At 67.8% G+C, this 17,284-nt stretch carries 22 protein-coding genes; 15 read left to right on the forward strand and 7 right to left on the reverse strand.

Features of this window, described 5'->3' with window-relative positions; all coding sequences use genetic code 11:
- Position 1: 1 nt before the first annotated feature.
- Both CHC09_RS40830 and aroH read left to right on the forward strand, forming a co-directional pair.
- Complete coding sequence (locus CHC09_RS40830; protein ID WP_203833396.1) at positions 2-1,294, forward strand: aminotransferase-like domain-containing protein; 1,293 nt, start codon at positions 2-4, stop codon at positions 1,292-1,294.
- A gap of 10 nt (positions 1,295-1,304) precedes the next feature.
- Positions 1,305-1,661: a chorismate mutase gene (aroH, locus tag CHC09_RS40835; RefSeq protein WP_425320685.1), complete on the forward strand. Its 357-nt coding sequence runs from the start codon at positions 1,305-1,307 to the stop codon at positions 1,659-1,661.
- 44 nt (positions 1,662-1,705) lie between these two features.
- Here the strand turns inward: aroH and CHC09_RS40840 are convergent, their stop codons facing one another.
- On the reverse strand, positions 1,706-3,343 hold the full coding sequence (locus tag CHC09_RS40840; protein WP_089298630.1) for a methyl-accepting chemotaxis protein: 1,638 nt from the start codon (positions 3,341-3,343) through the stop codon (positions 1,706-1,708).
- A 321-nt stretch (positions 3,344-3,664) separates the two neighbouring features.
- On the opposite strand from CHC09_RS40840, the gene CHC09_RS40845 reads away from it, so the two are divergent.
- Positions 3,665-4,915 carry an extracellular solute-binding protein gene (locus CHC09_RS40845; protein ID WP_203833397.1) on the forward strand — a complete coding sequence of 417 codons (1,251 nt, stop codon included), beginning with the start codon at positions 3,665-3,667 and terminating at the stop codon, positions 4,913-4,915.
- 95 nt (positions 4,916-5,010) lie between these two features.
- Here CHC09_RS40845 and CHC09_RS40850 read toward each other — a convergent pair whose 3' ends face one another.
- Positions 5,011-6,189, reverse strand: a complete 1,179-nt coding sequence (locus CHC09_RS40850; protein ID WP_089298632.1) for a cytochrome P450 family protein — start codon at positions 6,187-6,189, stop codon at positions 5,011-5,013.
- A 99-nt stretch (positions 6,190-6,288) separates the two neighbouring features.
- Here CHC09_RS40850 and CHC09_RS40855 point away from each other — a divergent pair, with 99 nt between their 5' ends.
- Together CHC09_RS40855 and CHC09_RS40860 are read left to right on the forward strand one after the other, a co-directional pair.
- The gene (locus CHC09_RS40855) at positions 6,289-7,287 is read left to right on the forward strand and encodes a phosphotransferase (RefSeq protein ID WP_089298633.1); all 999 of its coding nucleotides are present in this window, start codon (positions 6,289-6,291) and stop codon (positions 7,285-7,287) included.
- Positions 7,288-7,315: 28 nt separating this feature from the next.
- Positions 7,316-8,110 (forward strand): SAM-dependent methyltransferase, encoded by a 795-nt coding sequence (locus CHC09_RS40860; protein WP_089298634.1) that lies wholly within the window; start codon positions 7,316-7,318, stop codon positions 8,108-8,110.
- Between the two features lie 25 nt (positions 8,111-8,135).
- On the opposite strand, the gene CHC09_RS40865 is transcribed toward CHC09_RS40860, so the two are convergent.
- Entirely contained in the window at positions 8,136-8,477 is a 342-nt protein-coding gene (locus CHC09_RS40865) for a DUF4288 domain-containing protein (RefSeq protein WP_089298635.1), read from the reverse strand.
- A 141-nt stretch (positions 8,478-8,618) separates the two neighbouring features.
- Between CHC09_RS40865 and CHC09_RS40870 the strand changes: the two genes are divergently transcribed.
- Together CHC09_RS40870 and CHC09_RS40875 are read left to right on the forward strand one after the other, a co-directional pair.
- Positions 8,619-9,044, forward strand: a complete 426-nt coding sequence (locus tag CHC09_RS40870; RefSeq protein WP_089298636.1) for an Rrf2 family transcriptional regulator — start codon at positions 8,619-8,621, stop codon at positions 9,042-9,044.
- Positions 9,041-9,625 carry an NIPSNAP family protein gene (locus CHC09_RS40875; RefSeq protein ID WP_089298637.1) on the forward strand — a complete coding sequence of 195 codons (585 nt, stop codon included), beginning with the start codon at positions 9,041-9,043 and terminating at the stop codon, positions 9,623-9,625. The genes CHC09_RS40870 and CHC09_RS40875 overlap by 4 nt, the downstream gene beginning before the upstream one ends.
- Positions 9,626-9,903: 278 nt before the next feature.
- On the opposite strand, the gene CHC09_RS40880 is transcribed toward CHC09_RS40875, so the two are convergent.
- A complete protein-coding gene (locus CHC09_RS40880; protein WP_203833398.1) occupies positions 9,904-10,692 on the reverse strand; it encodes an SDR family NAD(P)-dependent oxidoreductase in 789 nt (262 codons plus the stop codon).
- Positions 10,693-11,052: 360 nt separating this feature from the next.
- Here CHC09_RS40880 and CHC09_RS40885 point away from each other — a divergent pair, with 360 nt between their 5' ends.
- Both CHC09_RS40885 and CHC09_RS45855 read left to right on the forward strand, forming a co-directional pair.
- Positions 11,053-11,490 carry a DUF6334 family protein gene (locus CHC09_RS40885; RefSeq protein ID WP_143232860.1) on the forward strand — a complete coding sequence of 146 codons (438 nt, stop codon included), beginning with the start codon at positions 11,053-11,055 and terminating at the stop codon, positions 11,488-11,490.
- A gap of 246 nt (positions 11,491-11,736) precedes the next feature.
- Positions 11,737-12,066, forward strand: a complete 330-nt coding sequence (locus CHC09_RS45855) for a hypothetical protein (protein ID WP_143232861.1) — start codon at positions 11,737-11,739, stop codon at positions 12,064-12,066.
- Here CHC09_RS45855 and CHC09_RS40890 read toward each other — a convergent pair.
- Positions 12,063-12,353 carry a hypothetical protein gene (locus CHC09_RS40890; protein ID WP_089298640.1) on the reverse strand — a complete coding sequence of 97 codons (291 nt, stop codon included), beginning with the start codon at positions 12,351-12,353 and terminating at the stop codon, positions 12,063-12,065. The two genes, CHC09_RS45855 and CHC09_RS40890, sit on opposite strands and share 4 nt — an antisense overlap.
- A 623-nt stretch (positions 12,354-12,976) precedes the next feature.
- On the opposite strand from CHC09_RS40890, the gene CHC09_RS40895 reads away from it, so the two are divergent.
- From CHC09_RS40895 to CHC09_RS40915, 4 genes are all read left to right on the forward strand, one after another.
- Positions 12,977-13,312 carry a hypothetical protein gene (locus CHC09_RS40895; RefSeq protein ID WP_089298641.1) on the forward strand — a complete coding sequence of 112 codons (336 nt, stop codon included), beginning with the start codon at positions 12,977-12,979 and terminating at the stop codon, positions 13,310-13,312.
- Complete coding sequence (locus CHC09_RS40900; RefSeq protein ID WP_089298642.1) at positions 13,309-13,767, forward strand: MerR family transcriptional regulator; 459 nt, start codon at positions 13,309-13,311, stop codon at positions 13,765-13,767. The genes CHC09_RS40895 and CHC09_RS40900 overlap by 4 nt, the downstream gene beginning before the upstream one ends.
- On the forward strand, positions 13,751-14,017 hold the full coding sequence (locus CHC09_RS40905) for a hypothetical protein (protein ID WP_089298643.1): 267 nt from the start codon (positions 13,751-13,753) through the stop codon (positions 14,015-14,017). Before CHC09_RS40900 ends, CHC09_RS40905 begins: the two co-directional genes overlap by 17 nt.
- Positions 14,018-14,183: 166 nt before the next feature.
- Positions 14,184-14,396, forward strand: coding sequence for a hypothetical protein (locus tag CHC09_RS40915; protein WP_089298644.1), 213 nt, complete (start codon positions 14,184-14,186; stop codon positions 14,394-14,396).
- An 81-nt stretch (positions 14,397-14,477) separates the two neighbouring features.
- On the opposite strand, the gene CHC09_RS45860 is transcribed toward CHC09_RS40915, so the two are convergent.
- Entirely contained in the window at positions 14,478-15,161 is a 684-nt protein-coding gene (locus CHC09_RS45860; RefSeq protein WP_143232862.1) for an SMI1/KNR4 family protein, read from the reverse strand.
- A gap of 196 nt (positions 15,162-15,357) precedes the next feature.
- Positions 15,358-16,170, reverse strand: a complete 813-nt coding sequence (locus CHC09_RS40930) for a S1 RNA-binding domain-containing protein (RefSeq protein WP_239138837.1) — start codon at positions 16,168-16,170, stop codon at positions 15,358-15,360.
- Between the two features lie 36 nt (positions 16,171-16,206).
- Here CHC09_RS40930 and CHC09_RS45865 point away from each other — a divergent pair, with 36 nt between their 5' ends.
- Positions 16,207-16,392 carry a hypothetical protein gene (locus CHC09_RS45865; protein WP_143232863.1) on the forward strand — a complete coding sequence of 62 codons (186 nt, stop codon included), beginning with the start codon at positions 16,207-16,209 and terminating at the stop codon, positions 16,390-16,392.
- Positions 16,393-16,686: 294 nt separating this feature from the next.
- Complete coding sequence (locus CHC09_RS40935) at positions 16,687-17,244, forward strand: radical SAM protein (RefSeq protein ID WP_239138838.1); 558 nt, start codon at positions 16,687-16,689, stop codon at positions 17,242-17,244.
- Positions 17,245-17,284 lie beyond the last annotated feature (40 nt).

A 17,284-nucleotide genomic window follows, 5' to 3' on the forward strand; every position in this document is an offset into this window, starting at 1 on the left:
GATGCTGCTCCGGAAAACCGACCTGCACACGAGTCTGTCCGACCCGGTGCTCGACACGATGAACTTTCTCAACGAGGTCACCACGCGGTATCCCGAGGCGATCTCGTTCGCGCCCGGGCGGCCGTACGACGGATTCTTCGACAGCGAGGACATCTTCGCGCACATCCGCCGCTACCTGGACCACCTGGCCGACGCGGGCCAGTCGCCGGCGCAGATCCGCACCGCGATGTATCAGTACGGCACCACGGCCGGCCAGATCCGCGACCTGATCGCCGACTCGCTGCGCGTCGACGAGGCCATCGACGTCCCGGCGGAGAGCATCGTCGTCACCGTGGGCGCCCAGGAGGGGATGCTGCTGGCCCTGCGGGCCCTGATCTCCGGCCCGGACGATGTGCTGATGGTCTCCAGCCCCTGCTACGTGGGGATCACCGGGGCCGCCCGCCTGCTCGACATCCCGGTCGTCGACGTCGAGGAGCCGCAGGACGGTTTCTCCTGCGCGCTGGTCGAGGAGACGATCCTGCGCGAGCGCGCGGCGGGCCGCAACCCGCGGGCGTTCTATGTCATCCCGGACCACTCCAATCCGTCCGGTTCGACGATCGGCACGCCGCAGCGCGAGGAACTGCTGGCGATCGCCGCCCGGTATCAGGTGGTCATCCTTGAGGACAGCCCGTACCGGCTGGTCAGCCCGGGTACGCCGCTGCCGACGCTGAAGTCGCTGGACACGCGTGGTGTGGTCGTGCACCTGGGGTCGTACTCGAAGACGGTGTTCCCCGGCGCCCGGGTCGGGTTCGTCGTGGCCGACCAGCGCATCCTCGACGAGAACGGGCACACCACGCTGCTGGCGGACGAGCTCTCGAAGATCAAGAGCATGGTCACCGTCAACACGTCCTCGCTGAGCCAGGCCGTGGTCGCCGGCGCGCTGCTGGCCGCCGGTGGCCGGGTCGCCGAGTTGAACGCCAAGCCGGCCGCCTACTACGGCGACGCGATGCAGGCCACGCTCGGACAGTTGAACCGGCGCCTGCCCGCCGCCCGCCGCGACCGGCTGGGGGTCCGGTGGAACACGCCCACCGGCGGGTTCTTCCTCAACGTGCAGGTGTCCTTCGAGACCGACGAGGCCGCCCTGACCCGCGCGGCCCGCCACCACGGCGTGATCTGGACCCCGATGCGCTACTTCTACCCCAACGGCGGAGGCGACCGCACCATGCGACTCTCCACGAGTTACCTGACCACCGCCGAGATCGACGAGGGCATCGCCCGCCTCGCCGCGTTCATCGAGTCCGAGACCGAGCGGTGAGGAGAAAATGGTGCGCGCGATCCGGGGCGCCACACAGGTCGACGCGGACGAGCGGGATCTGGTCCTCGCGGCCACCGCCGAACTCGTCGCCGAGGTGCTGGCCCGCAACGAGCTGCTGGTCAGCGACGTGATCAGCGTGCTCTTCACGACGACACCCGACCTTACCTCAGAGTTCCCGGCGGTCGCCGCCCGCAAGGTCGGGTTCGAGGACGTGCCGCTGCTCTGCGCCAGCGAGATCGACGTGCCGGGCTCCATGCCCCGGGTGATCCGGCTGCTGGCACACGCCGACACGACCCGCCCCCGCCACCTGATCCGCCACGTCTACCTGCGCGGCGCGGCCCGCCTGCGCCACGACATCGCCCAATGATCGCTGGATCTGGAGCGCGGTGCTCGACACGTCGACGCGCCGGTTCAGAAGCGGAACCGGCTGATCATGGCATCGAGCTCCTCGGTGAGGTCGGCCAGCTGGGCCGTGGCCTGCTGGCTGTCCTCGACACCGCGGGCGGTGGCCTTGGCGGAGCCGGCGAGGCCGTCGACGCTGCCGGCGATCGTGGCGCCACCGGCGGCGGCGTAGCCCACGCTGCGGTTCATCTCGCTGGTGGTGGCGCTCTGTTCCTCGACCGCCGAGGCGATCGTGGCCTGCAGGCTGTTGACCCGGCTGATGATCTCGCTGATCTCGGTGATCGCGCCGATCGCGCGTTCGGTGTCGGTCTGGATGGCCTGCACCCGCTGTGAGATGTCCTCGGTCGCCTTGGCGGTCTCCTGGGCGAGGTCCTTGACCTCTCCCGCGACCACGGCGAAGCCCTTGCCGGACTCGCCCGCCCGGGCGGCCTCGATGGTGGCGTTCAGCGCGAGCAGGTTGGTCTGCTCGGCGATCGAGGTGATCGTGGCGATCACGCTGCCGATCTCGGCGGACGACGTGCCCAGGCTGGCGATCGTCCGGCCCGCCGAGTCCGCCATCTCCACCGCCTGAGCGGCGACCCGGGCACCCTCGACAGCGCTGGTGGCGATCTCACGGATCGAGGCGCCCATCTCCTCGCCGCCGGCGGCGACCACCTGCAGGTTGCGTGAGACCTCGTCGGCGGTCTCCGCGACGGTGGCGGCCTGGGCGGATCCCTCCCGGGACAGCTCCCGGATCGACGCTCCGGTCGCGGTCAGCGTGCTGGCGTGGGCGGCCACGCTATGGACGCTGGTGGAGATGGTGTTCATGGTCGAGCGCAGGGCCTCGGAGGCGCGCTGCATCGCGGAGGCCATCTGGCCGAGTTCGTCGCTGCTGCGCGCCTGCGGCGAGTGGGTGTAGTCGCCTTCGGCAGTGGCCTGCAGGGCGGCGGCCACCTCGCGCAGCTGGCGGACGATGGGGCGGGCGATCAGCAGGGACAGCACCAGGCCGAGTAGCAACGCGGCCACGGTCAGGACGATCGTGACGGCCAGCGCGGTGCGGTATTGGCTGTGGCCCTCTTCGGCGGCGGCGTCCGCGCTGGCGCGTTCGCTGGCCATCAGAGAGCTGAGGGCGTCGCCCATCCGGTCGGCGGTCTGCCGTAGCTGCACGATCACCGACGGGCCGGGCGTGCCGCTTGCCGCGAACACCCAGTTGTCGCGCACTTTCTGGTAGTCCGTCCAGGCCTGGCTGAACTCGGTGATCTCCGCCTGGCGCGGGTCGTCGGCGCTGATGCCGGCGCGATACTCCGCCAGCGCCTGGTCCAGAGCGGCCCCGTCCTTCTTGGCCTGCTCGACGGCCTCCGCCTTGGCGTCGATGCCACGGGCGGCAAGATACGCCGCGAGGTTACCGTTGGCGAGCTGCACACCCTCGCGGACGGTGTCCAGGCGCTCCTGGCCCGCCACGTTGACCGAGCGCATCTGGTCAAGGCTCTCGCTCAGCATCGCCATGCGGGTCATCGCGAAGACGCAGGCGACCAGGGCGGTCAGCGCCACCGAGCCCACCGTGATCATGATCTTGGTTGCCAGGCGACGGTTGATGAACCAGGCGACAGGGTTTCGGACGGATTTGCGGCTTGGCAGCCCGCTGTGGCTGGTGGCCTCGGCCTTCATCGGCGACTCTCCCCGTTCCAGCTCGCCGAGTCTCGGCTGGCTGTCTGGCTGTGGTCTGGCCGGCCCGACAGCCCGGCCATGGAGTCCGCGTCTTCGACGTGGACGTCACCTCTCCGCCGGTCGTGCGAGATCGGAGAGTGACCATTCGGTTTCTCTGTGTAGTAGTTCACATTGATGGCGGTCCGGTCATGTCGGGGCGCTCATATCCGATCAGCGCGATGCCGGGATGGAGATTTCCGGCCCCCGACGAGGGGCCTTCGACCTGAAAGACTGGTGGATACCGTGGGTCGTGCAGGATTTGCGGCGGTCGCCGCTGTAGGCGTGCTCACGCTCACCGCCGCGTGCGGTGGCGGTGGTGAGGCCGGTGGCGCCCAGCCCGCCGGGGCGCAGACCGCCGGGATGTCAGGCACCGTGACCTACTGGGATACCTCCGACCCCAAGACGGAGGGCCCGGTCTACGAGGAGTTGATCTCTTCCTTCGAGACCAAGTACCCCGATGTGAAGGTAAACCACGTTTACGTCGGGTTCGGCGACGCGCAGTCGAAGTTCGGCGCCGCGGTCGAAGCCGGTAAGGATGTTCCGGACGTGCTGCGCATCGACGGCGGCGCCATCCCGGCCCTCGCCGCGGCCGGTGCCATCGCGCCCCTGGACGGTACCCCCGCCCTTGCCGACGAGCCGGACTTCCTCCCCGGCCCGCTGGACACCACCGTCGTCAAGGGCCACGTTTACGGCGCTCCCCAGGTCACCGACACCCTCGGCCTGCTATACAACAAGGCGTTGCTGAAGAAGGCCGGCGTCACAAAGCCGCCGCGGACCTGGAACGAGCTCAAGACGGTCGGCCGCGCGGTGAAGGCCAAGACCGGCGCCGACGGGCTCTACCTCAACACCGGCGCCTACTTCTTCCTGCCCTTCCTGTACGGCGAGGGCACCGACTGGGTCGACGCCGACAACAAGAAGATCACTGTGACCTCGTCGAAGGTCGCCACCGCGGTCCGCACCGCCCAGGATCTGATCTCCTCCGGAGCGGCCATGGCGCCGAACTTCGCCGACCTGTACGGCGGCATGCAGTCCGCGTTCAAGGAGGGACGCGTCGCCATGGTGATCAACGGGCCGTGGTCCGTGCCGGACGCCATCTCCGGACCGGCGTTCAAGAACGCGGCCAACCTCGGCATCGCCCCCGTTCCGGCCGGAGGCTCCGGCACCGCGGCCGCGCCGACCGGCGGCCAGAACCTCGTGGTGTCCGCGGCCTCGCCGAACGCGGCAGCCGCGCACGCGTTCATCCAGTTCATCAACTCGGCTGAGAGTCAGGCGCAGGTCGCGGTCAAGAACAACACCCTGCCCACCCGGGTCTCGGCGTACACCGCGGAAGTGAAGAAGAACAGCACCATCGCCGGGTTCCAGCCGGCACTGCAGATCGCCCGGGCCCGGCCCGCGGTCGCCAAGGGCGGCGAGTTGTACACACCGTTCGAGACCGCGCTCGGCCGCATCCTGCAGGGCAAGGTCAGCGTGCAGGGGGGCTTGAGCGAGACCGCCCGGCAGTATCAGAAAATCCTCACCGACTACGCCGGCTGACGGTGAAAGGTCGGACGCAAGGCTGTACAGCCTTGCGTCCGACCTTTCGAGAGTGGCTTGGTCGCACGTGTCGTCCGCGACAAGCGCGGGGAGGATCAGGGCGACGTTTCGGTTCGAAGGCGAACCGGCAAGGCCTCCAGCCCGTGCATCAGCAGCCCGGTACGCCAGCGCAATTCCTCCGGCCGCACCGCGAGCTGGATCTCGGGATGACGACCGAACAGCCGGGTCAGCGCGATCTGCGCCTCCACCCTGGCCAACGGGGCGCCGAGGCAGAAATGGATACCGTGGCCGAAGGCCAGATGCCCGCCGTCGCCGCGAGCCGGGTCGAAGGTCTCCGGGTCGGTGAATCGCCGCGGGTCGCGGTTCACCGCGAGCAGCGAGATCAGCACCTGCTCGCCGGCCGGGATCGTGGTGGCCCCGAGCGTGATCGGGCGGGTCGTGACACGGTATGTGCTGGTCGCAGACGGACTGGCCATCCGCAGCACCTCCTCCACCACGGCGGGCAGCAGACCCGGATCCTTCAACACCCGCTCGCGCTGATCCGGCTGGCGGCAGATCAGGTGAACAGCGTTGCCGATCAGGTTCGCCGTGGTCTCGTGGCCGGCCACCAGCAGTAACAGGGCCATGCCGACCACCTCGTCGTCGGAGAGCCGGTCGCCGTCGTCGACGACCGCCAGGAGTGCGCCGAGAAGATCGTCCGAAGGCTGTGCCCGCTTACGGGCAAGCAGGTCACGGAAGTACGCGACGATCGCCGACATGGCCGCGACCATGTCGGCCGGACCACCGCTACCCCCGATGATCACGTTGCTCCAGGCATGAAACGGCCTGCGTTCGCCTCCCGGGATGCCGAGCAGCTCACAGATCACCTCGAGCGGCAGCGGGACGGCGAACCGGTCGATCAGATCCGGCTCGGACACGGTGGCCAACTCGTCGAGCAGCCGGTCGGTGATCTGTTCGATCCTCGGCCGCAGCGCCTGCGTCCGGCGTGGGGTGAAAGCCGCCGAGACGAGTCGACGCAGCCGGGTGTGGTCCGGTGGGTCGCGCAGCAGCATCTGCGTCGCCAGGGCCGCACGCAACTCCGCGGGCAGCTGGTCGACCGGTTGCCGCTTGGACAGCGACGGATCGGTCAGCACCTGACGGGCCTCGTCCCAGCGAGTGACCATCCAGAACGGAATCCCGGCGGCGGATGTCACCCGATGAACCGGACCGGCCTGCCGCAACTCGGCCAGGGCTGGATGCGGGTTCGCCGCGTACTCGTCGTCGAACAGCGCCATACGGCTTTCCTCCCCGAAGCGGACAAGCGTCGACCATCGTATTGGGCTGCATCCATGCCCAGGGGTCCAGCGATCCCGTCCTGTGATGAGATGCACCGCATGGCCGAATCGCACGTGCCGGTGTTGGAGATGCTGTGGGAAGCGCACGATCCCCACCGCACACTCGGCGGAAGGTTCGGCTTCGACGATGAGCGGGCTGTCGGCCGCTGGGTCGCCGGCACCCTGGCCGAGCACTGGGGTGCTCGCGTCGACTCCTGCGAGCGGATCGTGATGAGCGCCGGCAACGCGCTGGCGTGGATCGGCACGCCGTCCGGCCGGATGCTCGCGAAGTGGTCAGTGGTGCCCTGGCGCTTCTCGCGCCTGGCCGAGGTGGCGCGACTGACCAGATGGCTGGACGGCCGAGGACTGCCGGTCTCGGCGCCGGTCCTCACACGGGACGGCCGCCTCCAGGCCGAGGTCGACGGTGTCTCGATGGGCCTGCAGCGGGTGATCGAGGGCGATCTTCTCGACACCACTGATCCCGGTCAGGTGCGGGCGGCCGGCGCGGTGCTGGCCCGATTGCAGGACGCTCTCGCGGCGTACCCGGACGCCGATCGAATCCCCGCGCTCGCCGCGGCCTCTGAGCCGCTGACGGAGCGGGTCACCGGCTGGCTCGACACCAGCGCCGGGCATCTGCCGGCCGCGGCTCGCGAGGCGCTGCGCAGGATGGTCGCCGGCGCGCCACCCGACCGGCTGCCGCGACAGCTGGTCCACTTCGACTTCCGCTCCGCCAACATCCTGTGCGCCGGCGGCGAGGTCACCGCGGTCATCGACTTCGAGGAAGCCCAGCACGACCACCGCCTCGTCGAGCTGGCCCGCGCGGCGATCCTGCTGGGCACCCGCTACCACGACTGGGGGCCGGTACCGGCGCGGGTCCGCGCGGAGTTCCTCGCGGGTTACCAGGCCGTACGCCCGCTGACTCCGGCCGAGACGGGCTGGTTGGACATCCTGCTGCTCTGGCAGGCCATGGCGATGGTGCCACCCGGCGACGATCCGACCGGGTGGGGACCGTCCGCGCTGAGCCAGCTGCCGCCGCCGTTCGCGCAGTATCCTCTGTAGACGGTCGATGGACGGGGAAGGGTTTCGCATGACCCATGACCAGGATTCCGGGCTCGACACAGGAGTTCCGCACTCGGCGCGGCTGTGGAACTACTGGCTCGGTGGCAAGGACAACTTCGCATCCGATCGCGCTGCCGGTGATGAGATCGCCAGACGCTTCCCGTCGATCGTCGATCTAGCGGTGGCCGACCGGGCGTTCCTGCGCCGGGTCGTGCGGCATCTCGTCGAGCAGGAGGGCATCCGGCAGATTCTCGACATCGGGACCGGTCTGCCCACCGGCGACAACACCCACCAGGTCGCCCAGTCGATCGCCCCGGACACTCGGATCGTCTACGTCGACAACGATCCGCTCGTGCTCGTGCACGCCCGGGCGCTGCTGACCAGCACGGCCGAAGGCGCCACCGACTACATCGAAGCCGACCTGAACGATCCGGAGGGCATCCTTCGAGAGGCGGCGCGGACCCTGGACCTCAGCAAGCCGGTCGCGGTCACGCTGCTGGGCATCGTGCACTTCATCCTCGATGACGAGGAGTCGCGGGACGTCGTCAGACGGCTCGTCGGCGCACTGCCATCCGGCAGCTTCCTGACGATCGCGCACGGATGTCACGACATCAACCGCGCCGAGGCGGACGACATCGTCAATTTCTGGAACGAGCACGGCACGCCGAAGATCGTGTATCGCAGCTCGGCCGAGATCGCACGCTACTTCGACGGTCTGGAACTGCTGCCACCGGGCGTCGTCCCGTGCTCGCGCTGGCGGCCCGAGCCCGGTGATCCCGACCTCGACGTGAACCAGTACTGCGGGGTCGCCCGCAAGCGATAGCCGCTCCCGGCCGTATCGTCGATTCTCACGGCCGCCGCTCGGGAGCTTCGATGGCGCCTTGGCGTTCGTCTCCGGTATCGAAGAACGCGTCGAGATATGTGTGTGGCGCCAGGGTGCTCTCGCGGAGCAGGGAGAACAGTTCAGCGCCGTGGACGGGCTGGTCGTACATGGAGTAGACCTGCGCCAGCCCGAGGTATTCGCCGGCCACGTCGGCGGCATACTCGCCCGCCTCGGTCTCGGCCAGCGTCACTGCCTCGGCAGGCGATGACGCGCGCCAAAGCGTGATGCGCTCCTCGTACGTCGCGGACGCCCCTGCAGCAAGTTTGAACAGACACCGAACCGAGAACCAAGCCTGCTCAGAATCCATCCCGCGGAGTGTGCCACAACGATCCGCGCGCTGTTCGGATCAGTTGCGGTCAAGGGGATGGCCGTACCTCCCGCGTGCACGGGCGATCCGAACGTAACAGAAGATGTTGCTTCTGATGCGGAGGTCGGCGAGACTGTCGGGGTGGCGGCCAACAGCAGGGTGACGATCGCGGCGCACGCCCTGGCATGGCTGGAGCTGGCCAGGCGGCGCGGACGCGAGGTGCTCACCTCCGAAGAGGTGGCCGCCAGCGTCAACACGAACGCGGTCATCGTCCGGCGCAGCCTGGGCGATCTGCAGCGGGCCGGACTGGTGACGGCCCGTCGCGGCAACGGCGCCGGCTTCTCCCTCGGACGGCCGGCAGCAGAGATCACGTTGCTGGACGTCTGGCTGGCCGTCTCGCCGGAGCCGCTGCTCGCCCTGCACCACTCCGAACCGAACCTGGACTGCCCGGTCGGTCGCGGAATCCGTCCGGTCCTCACCGATCTGTACGACGAGGCGACCGACGCGTTCCGGGCGACGCTGGCACGCCGGACCGTCGACGACGTACTGGAAAGGATCCTGGCATGATCGTCGAACTGCGCCGGTACACCCTGCGCGAGGGACGCCGTGACGAACTGATCGACCTGTTCGACCGCGAGTTCGTCGAATCCCAGGAAGAGCTGGGGATGGCTGTATTGGGCCAGTTCCGCGACCTCGACCGGCCCGACCAGTTCGTGTGGCTGCGCGGATTCACCGACATGCCATCGCGCCGGGCCGGCCTCACGGCCTTCTACTCCGGCCCGGTCTGGGCGAAGCACGGGCCGGCCGCGAACGCGACGATGCTCGACTCCGACGACGTCCTGCTGCTCCGCGAGATCGTCCCGGTACCGGTACTCGATCGCGGCGCTGCCGATCCCGAAACGGTCCTGCACGCGACGATCTGGTACTGGGCCGCTCCGTCTCCTGCTTCCGTTCCGGACTCGAACGAGGCACTGGCCGTCCTGCGGACCGAGTATGCCGAGAACGACTTCCCGCGGCTACCGGTCCGTGACGAACACGCGCTGGTCTGGCTCAGCCGGTCACCCCTGCAGACAGACGTCCCGGCGGAAGTGCTGAAGGTCGAAAGCCTTCGTCTCAGCCCCACTCGTCGTTCCACCCTTCACTGCTGACCTCGCCGGCCATCCTCTGCGCCAAGCCGGAGAATGATCGAATGCTGCATGTCCTTGACTCACTCGCTCTGGGATGTGGGCCGGCTACGCCTCCTATCGGGGATAATGCGGCGATCCCTGAGGCGCGAAGACCTCCGCTATGGCTGGGTTCGGCGGGGCGCGGACGTATCCGGGCAGACTGACCAGCGAAGCTCCCGTTGAGTCTGTCCGTGCTCCGGGGCTCTGGTGCGGCCACTCGACCAGGATCGGCGGATCGGTCAAGACGCTCGGGCGTGGGTTCAGGTTGCGGTGTAGCCGCCGTCGACGGCGAGGATCGAGCCGGTGATGTAGCCGGCAGCGGGTGAGGCGAGGAAGGCGTAGGGGGCGGCGATCTCGTCGACGGTGGCGCGTCGGCCGAGCGGCGTGAACGTGTTGATGCGCTTGTCGGAGGCCGGGTCCTGGTGGGCGGTGACGTTGTTCATGATGTTGGCGACGTAACCGGGCGCGACGGCGTTGACCCGGATGTGGTGTGGTGCCCATTCGGCGGCGAGGGTGCGTACGAGCTGGTTGACGCCGCCTTTGCTGGCGGCGTAGGGCGCGAGGGCGGGGACGCCGACCTGGCCGGCGATGGACGAGGTCATCGTGATCGATCCGGTGTGGCCGTGGCTGATCCAGTGCCGGGCGGCGGCTTGGGCGGGCAGGAATGCTCCGCGCAGGTTGATGGCCAGGATGCGATCCCATTCGTCCGGCCGGTAGTCGATCGCCGGTTTGATGATGTCGATGCCGGCGTTGCAGACCAGATGGTCGAACTGCCCGAAGGTGTTCAGGGTTTGCTCGATCAGCTGCCGGGCGACGCTTTCGTCGGCGATGTCGCCGGCCAGTTGGTCGACGCGGATCTGTCCGTCGGCGGTGTCGGGGAACTGAGCCCGCAGCGATCGGGCGGTGTCCTCGGTTTCGGTGGCGTCGTAGCCGTTGATGAGTACGCGTGCGCCTTGGCCCAGCAGGGTGCGGGCGATGGCGAGCCCGATCCCTCGGCTGGACCCGGTGACGATGGCGGTGCTTCCGGTCAGGTCGAACAGACTGGTCACGTATCTCCTCGGTGCCGATGTCCAGGCAGTGACGCGGGCAGTCCTCATGATGCTGTAGTCGACACTCGTTGGTGGATACCCGGCGGACCTGCCCGGGTGTGGGAATGGCCATGTCCGCAAGGTCGCCTCGTAGCCAGGCGCGGTCCTGAACAACTCGGAGTTTCGCCACCGCAACGCCCCGCGGTGCCTTCATCACGTCGGTATGAATGCGGTATCAGGACAAATCTGTGTGCCGGCAGGAGGGACGGCAGATCTCGGAGGCACTTCCCGGCCTGCCTTGATGCTGTGTGGTTCTGTCGATGAGCTCGGGGTTCTGTCCCGTCTTCCCTGATTGATCAAGGCGGATGCCATGATGTCCGCGTGGTACACGATTCGTCCTCCGCGATGCCATCCGCATTGACCGATCTGGCCGAAATCGTGCACATGGCCTATCTGGAAGACCCGTCTTGGCTCGTAGCAGTTCAGTTCCGGTTCGACCAGGGATACCTCCAGGTCGAGGTTGATCCGGGCGATGACACGGTCGAGGTCACCTTCGATCCGCGGCATCGGCCGCCGCTTTGCCACTGGGCGTCAGAGTCGGTACCAAGCCAGATGAATCAGCGCTATGCCGACCTCCTCGGCAGGGACTCCGTCTGGTGGTGGGTGCTTCGCAACCAGCAACAATACGAGGACGCATTCCAGATCGAACTCAGCACGCCGTCGTCGACCACAACGCTGCAGTACCTTGCGATGGCGTCGCGCCTGCACCTCCGCCAGGTCAACCCCACACCAGCGCCGCAGTCGCCCAGTGAAGATTGATTGATTTCAACATGATCGATCGTTGAGTGGCGGTGTGACGAGGTCATAGGCAAAATGCTGCCGCATCTTGAGCAGGTGATGGTCGAGGAGATCACGAAGGCTGCCGGCGGTGGTCGTCTGTGGGCGGCGGTTCGAGGATCGAGATCGCATTGCCCCAGTGCTCGGCCTGTTCGGAGCGGGTGCATTCGCGGTATCCGGCGAGGCCAGAACTACGGCACTGTCCTGGTCGACTGCGAGTCTCAGCAAGTGATCGATCTGCTGGCAGGGCGCGATGCGGCGCCGCTCACCGAATGGCTGCACGACCACGAGGCCCCGGCGGTTATCTGCCGGGACCGGGCGAGTGCCCGCGCCAAACTGGCCGACGGACTGCGCTACCAGTGGCGGGCCTCGGGCCTACGGCAACGACGATGGCTGCAAGCACGCTGGGACCAACTCGAATACGACCACCGCTGGCTCACCGAACTCACACCCGAGCCACCGCCGGCCCCGCACCGACTGTCACAAGCCGCCGCTCAAACATCCCTCCCTGGCACGGACATACTTCGTGGCAACGGACAGGCGACTTTCAGGCGTTAGGGCTCAAGCAGAGTGGCGCGGAGAGTGTCGTCCAGCGCCTCGATCAACATCATCGAACGGTTCGGGAGGACGTCCGCCCGGATATCGGCCAGATGCTCCACGTAGGGCCGAAGCACCCCCGCCGCGAGCTTGCGGCTGTACGTCTCCGTGATCCAGCCCCCGCAGGAGCGGACGTCCTTTGCGACGTGCACCAGTTCCACGAGCATCTCCCGGGAGATCGGCAGCACCGGAAGCTGAAGCTTGCCGCCGGACAGCTGGATCACCGTTTCCAGGTCGAGCGGGATCACAGCGGCCCACACAGCGGGGTGATCTCAGACGCTCCCGCGCGGAGGGACTTCCGCTCTCCCGGGGACACCGTGCCGGACAGCACCGTTACCCGGCCACGTGTTGCGTCAGGGAGCGGGAGGGCAGTATCCAGCGCACCCTCGTGCACAGAGGCATCGAGCGTGAACCCCCGGATCACCCTAGGTTGCGAGACGATGCGGGGCTGCTCGTCTTGCTGGAGATCCTCGGAGGTTTCTGTGACCTGTGAGGCGCGTCCCCGGACCTGCGGGGGTAGGAATCTCGGCACGGCAACCCTTTCGGCAGCCGTCTCAGGCCGTTTAGTGTCCAAGCCGCAGCTCAAACACCGGAAAAGATCGCAACTATGTTGAGATAGGGACACAACCTCTATATTCGGCATCCGGCATGCAAAACCGCTTTATGTGTCATAGCGCCACATGAGCACCATTTACTGCACCGCTGCGCTGCTGGTCATGGGCCGGTGATGGCCCGTGATGAGGACGATTCCGCTGGCCCGGTTTGTATTCGTGAGTTCGGGAGCCACCGCTGGAGGGTGTCCGAGGGCGCGGGTTGGCCGACACACCTAGGACTTGCATCCGGTACCTGGGTACAGGCTTACCGTCGAGGCATGACCACCACCGAAGACCAGGCGTGGGCGCCCGAAGCGTGTACCTTGCCGACCGTTGCCCAGCCGCTGCGGCTGGCCGAGTTCGATGAGTTGTTCGCCAACGCGCTACGCGGCCAGCAGCGGCCGTCGGCCACAGTGCTGCGCTGGGACGTCGACCCGGCGGCCGAGACCACGGCCCGGGACCTGACCGTCAGGGAGAGCAGCTGCTGCTCGTTCTTCTCCTTCGCCTTCCTCCCCGCCGGCGAGGTGCTGCGACTGGATGTCGAGGTCCCGGCCGCGCACGTAGCGGTCCTCGACGCCCTCGCCGAGCGGGCCGCGGCGGGGATCCGGCCGTGACCGGGTTGCGGAGCGGTCAGGTCGCCGACGCGGCCGGGGTGAATCTGCAGACGCTGCGCTACTACGAGCGGCGCGGTCTGCTGGCCGAGCCGGACCGCAGCCTCGGCGGGCACCGGCTCTACCCGGCCGAGGCGGTGACGGTGTTGAAGGTGATCAAGGCGGCGCAGCGGCTCGGGTTCACCCTGGACGAGGTTGCCGACCTGCTCGCCGCCGGCGGGCATCGACACGGCCGTCCGGACGCCGGGCTCCGGCAACGGGCCCAGGAGAAGCTCGCCGAGGTGGAGGCGAAGATCGGTGACCTGCAAGTGATCGCCGGGACACTGCGGGCCGCAGTCGCCGCGGGCTGCGACGACCTGGTCACCTGCGCCGGCCGGCCGTGCTGCCCGATCCCGTTCGCCACCATCGCCTCCGCCCCGCCCGCCGATGAAGGAGCGCTCGATGCCGACTCTCGCTGACGGGTTACGTCGCCTGCTGCCGTCCGGGTTGACCGGCCTGGCCGGGGTCGCCTGCGCGGCTTGCTGCGTCCTGCCGATGCTGCTGGCTGCCGGAGCGCTGTCGGGCGCGGGCTGGGCGGTCGCCGGAGACTGGATGCCCGGGATCACCGTCGCGCTCGCGGCGGGAGCCGGCGGGGCCTGGTGGTGGGCGTCGCGGCGACGCCACCGTGCCGGGTGCGCCGGTGGCGGCTGCGCCTGCGGGACCCGGTGACCTCGGCAACGGCGGCTGATGATCATCGGCCGGTAGGTTGCCGGGCATGACCGTCGGTCGTTCTCCGCGGTTGGTCGTCCTGGCCGCGTTCGCCGAGATCGGCGAGCGTGGCTGATCTGGCAGGGCTGGCGGGAGAACCGCGGGCTGTGGTGGATCGCCGCCGACGGTGTCGCGCTGGGCGCCTAAGGCTTCGTCGCGACCCTGGCTCGCCAGCCTCTTCGACGGCCTTCCGGCCACCGCCGCCCAGCTTCGCGAGGATCGCATCCTGGAGGAAGCGCGAGCTGGCGGCGGTTACCCGCTGCACATCGCCGCGATGTTCGGCCTCACCGCAAGACCCGCCCTGCGCTACGCGAAGGCCGCCCGGCCGCAAGCCGAGTGACCACCACATGCACGGCTGGGAACCTGCAGGTGCAGGAAGCTCCAGCCGTCCAACCCGATAGACATGGGCGCGAGGACCGGATCATTCGGGCCCCTCCCAGTCGGCGTCGGCACCGCCGTGCCATTTGCCTGTGTTCGGGTCCTCGAAGAGCCAAGGTGGGTACAGGCGGCTCTCCGTCCATCGCAGCAGCCACGACGCCAAGGTCATGTCTTGGCGGAACAGCGACGCAGCGATCTCTTCCTCCGGCGCAGGATTGGGGTCCATCCCCCACATCGGCCCGGCTGGATCACCTAGGTCGATGAATGAGGTGATGCCGCAACCCCAATGGCAGATGGTCAACAGGTTGCGTGCCTCCTCGGGGAACCCGGCCGGCCATCGTTGATCGAGAAAGCTGGGCGCGAGCTCGGCAACCGGGACCAGTCCGTTAGCCGGGCCGAACCCCCCGTCGCCCAACTCCAGGTAGCAGCGACGTAACAGTCGAGGCAGAGGCCTTCCGATCGCTGCTTCACACGCTTCGATCGCATCGACCGTGGCCGGTTCTAACGGCGAAAATGACGGAATCCGCCCCGCCTCGCGCGCTGCCCGAAAACCGGGCTCCCACCGGGCATGTACGCGCGCGAGCTGACCGTCCGGCGCATACCTGAACGCGCCGCCACCTTCAAGATCCTCTCCCGGAACTCCCGGCATCGAGTCCAGGTACTCGCCAGCCTCAATGCGTTCCCGGACAGCCTCGATCGCCAGATTCTCCTGGTCTTCCTCGGTCACGGCGCGATCATGACCCAGGGGTACGACATCAATCGGTGCGGCGGGATTCGTGGAGGTACGGCGCTCTGTCACTAATGCATCGACGGTAGTGAGCCCGCCGCTGCCTGGTTAGGCTCGGCTGATTCCGCCGCAACCACCTGGTCCCCGTCCCTTCTGGACTAATCCTGGTCGGCCAACGAGGCCTCGAGGAAGCGGATCAGCGGTGACAGGACAGAGCGAGCCGGCGCCGGAGCAGGTCGATTTCAGTGATGGTGACGATGACCTCGTCGCCGATCTGGACTGCCTGGTCTGGCGTCTCGATGGGCGTTGTGGAGAGTTCGCTGAGGTGAATCAGGCCTTCGATGCCGTCCTTGACGCGGACGAACGCTCCGAAGGGCACCAGTTTGGTGACCGAGCCATGCAGGATCTGCCCCACCTGAAAGGTGTGAGCGAAGTCCAGGAAAGGATCAGGCTGGGTGGCGCGAAGCGACAGACGGGCCTCACCATTGGTGGTGTCGAAGGCGAGGACTTCGCAGGTGACATGCTGTCCTGCGGCGATGACCTCGGACGGGTCTTCGAAGGTGAGCCAGGACAACTCGGGCATGGTGATGAAGCCGACGCCGGGGAAGGTGGGGTGTTTCGGCCCATCATCCAGATCCACGAAGACGCCGAATCTTTCGATGGTCGCCACGGTGCCCGACAACCGCTGTCCCCGGTGCAGTGCTTTGAGGAAGGCCCATAGTTGTGGGTTCTCGGTCGCTGACCGTGAAAGCAGGACCTGCCGTCTCAGATGATCGACGGTGATGACCTCAGCGGAGACTCGGTCGCCGACCTGAACGATCGCGCCGGGCGATCGTTGGAAGGAACGCCAGGAGAAGTCCAGGCAGCCGATGAAGCCGACCGGGTCGCCGGCGAAGCCATCGAGCAACACCGCTACTCCTGAAGGCGTGATCTCCGCAACGGTTCCCGTCAGGGTGTCACCGACGCTCACAGTCGCCATGAACGCCGTAGGGGACTGGTCGTCTTCCATCGTCTTCATGATCCAGGACGTTCCATGGGTGTTCAAATGGCGATGTCCTCGACAGAGGGCGGATGCCGCTGCGTCGACAGTCCGTGCTGCGATCTTGGGAAAGGCGGGCATGCCGAGTTGGACGGCCGCGGCGCGGCGCTGGAAGCTGATGTCATCAAGGTCACCGGCGATGAGGCCGAGATGATCCGTCAGGTCCGGGAACTGCGATGCGGCGGAAGCTGACCAGGGCGGCCCTCGAGGATCTGCATCACCGCGAGCGGAAGTTTTAGCCGCCCCAGGCCACGAGAAACCGGACCGGTATCCAGGACGGCACCACAACCCAGATGCCCATGCGCCGGCAAGCGACCAGATCCCGATGTTCCCCACCCGGAGGTGCCGGCTCGATTCGCGTGCGGCAGGTTGCCCCAACCCGATAGTGCCGCCCACCGCCCAATGAAGATTCAGCACGCCGACCGAGAAAACGCCGACCAGCGCGGGTGCCGGTCCGCGATGGCGGGTGCTGGCAAAATCGCGGCCATGGACGGTCCTGAGCTGGTCTTGGTGCTGCGGTACCGCAAGGCGGTGACGTACGGCTTCCACGTGCTGCTGGGTGCGCTCGGCCAGCATGAGACCCCCACCCGGTACGAGGTGCGCTTCGGCGAGAACGTCGAGGAGACCGCCCGGCACATCCGTGCGGCCGGCGATGTCCGTACCCTCGTGCTCTGGTCTTTCTATTCGCCGGACGCGGCGGCGCTCGCCGAGGAGTTGAAGCAGATCCGCGAGTTGGCGGACGGCCCGAACGTCACGCACCTGGCCGGGGGAGTGCATGCGACGGCGGAGCCGGTGCAGACGCTGGACGCGGGCTGGGACCTGGCCGCGGTCGGCGAGGGCGAGTCGACCCTGCTGAGCCTGGTCGACGCCAAGGGCGACCCCACCGGGATCACCGGCCTGGCCTACCGCGACGCCACCGGCAACGTGAAGAGGACCGGCAAGGCCAGGCAGCGGGACCTCAACGACTTCCCGGGCTTCGCCCTCAAGTGGGACAAGTTCAACGCCCTCGAGATCACCCGGGGCTGCGTCTACGCCTGTCCGTAGCCACCCGAACTACTACATGTGCTCCCCCGAGTTCCCCCGC

The sequence above is a fragment of the Actinoplanes regularis genome, from assembly GCF_900188005.1.
Classification (GTDB): Bacteria; Actinomycetota; Actinomycetes; order Mycobacteriales; family Micromonosporaceae; genus Actinoplanes; species Actinoplanes regularis.

Coding starts and splice junctions, on each gene's coding strand:
- CHC09_RS40875 (WP_089298637.1), top strand. CDS start 9,041: ATGATCGTCGAACTGCGCCGGTACACCCTGCGCGAGGGACGCCGTGAC.
- CHC09_RS40935 (WP_239138838.1), top strand. CDS start 16,687: ATGGACGGTCCTGAGCTGGTCTTGGTGCTGCGGTACCGCAAGGCGGTG.
- CHC09_RS40895 (WP_089298641.1), top strand. CDS start 12,977: ATGACCACCACCGAAGACCAGGCGTGGGCGCCCGAAGCGTGTACCTTG.
- CHC09_RS40905 (WP_089298643.1), top strand. CDS start 13,751: ATGCCGACTCTCGCTGACGGGTTACGTCGCCTGCTGCCGTCCGGGTTG.
- CHC09_RS40930 (WP_239138837.1), bottom strand. CDS start 16,170: ATGGAAGACGACCAGTCCCCTACGGCGTTCATGGCGACTGTGAGCGTC.
- CHC09_RS45865 (WP_143232863.1), top strand. CDS start 16,207: ATGGCGATGTCCTCGACAGAGGGCGGATGCCGCTGCGTCGACAGTCCG.
- CHC09_RS40860 (WP_089298634.1), top strand. CDS start 7,316: ATGACCCATGACCAGGATTCCGGGCTCGACACAGGAGTTCCGCACTCG.
- CHC09_RS40850 (WP_089298632.1), bottom strand. CDS start 6,189: ATGGCGCTGTTCGACGACGAGTACGCGGCGAACCCGCATCCAGCCCTG.
- CHC09_RS40830 (WP_203833396.1), top strand. CDS start 2: ATGCTGCTCCGGAAAACCGACCTGCACACGAGTCTGTCCGACCCGGTG.
- CHC09_RS40840 (WP_089298630.1), bottom strand. CDS start 3,343: ATGAAGGCCGAGGCCACCAGCCACAGCGGGCTGCCAAGCCGCAAATCC.
- CHC09_RS40865 (WP_089298635.1), bottom strand. CDS start 8,477: ATGGATTCTGAGCAGGCTTGGTTCTCGGTTCGGTGTCTGTTCAAACTT.
- CHC09_RS40855 (WP_089298633.1), top strand. CDS start 6,289: ATGGCCGAATCGCACGTGCCGGTGTTGGAGATGCTGTGGGAAGCGCAC.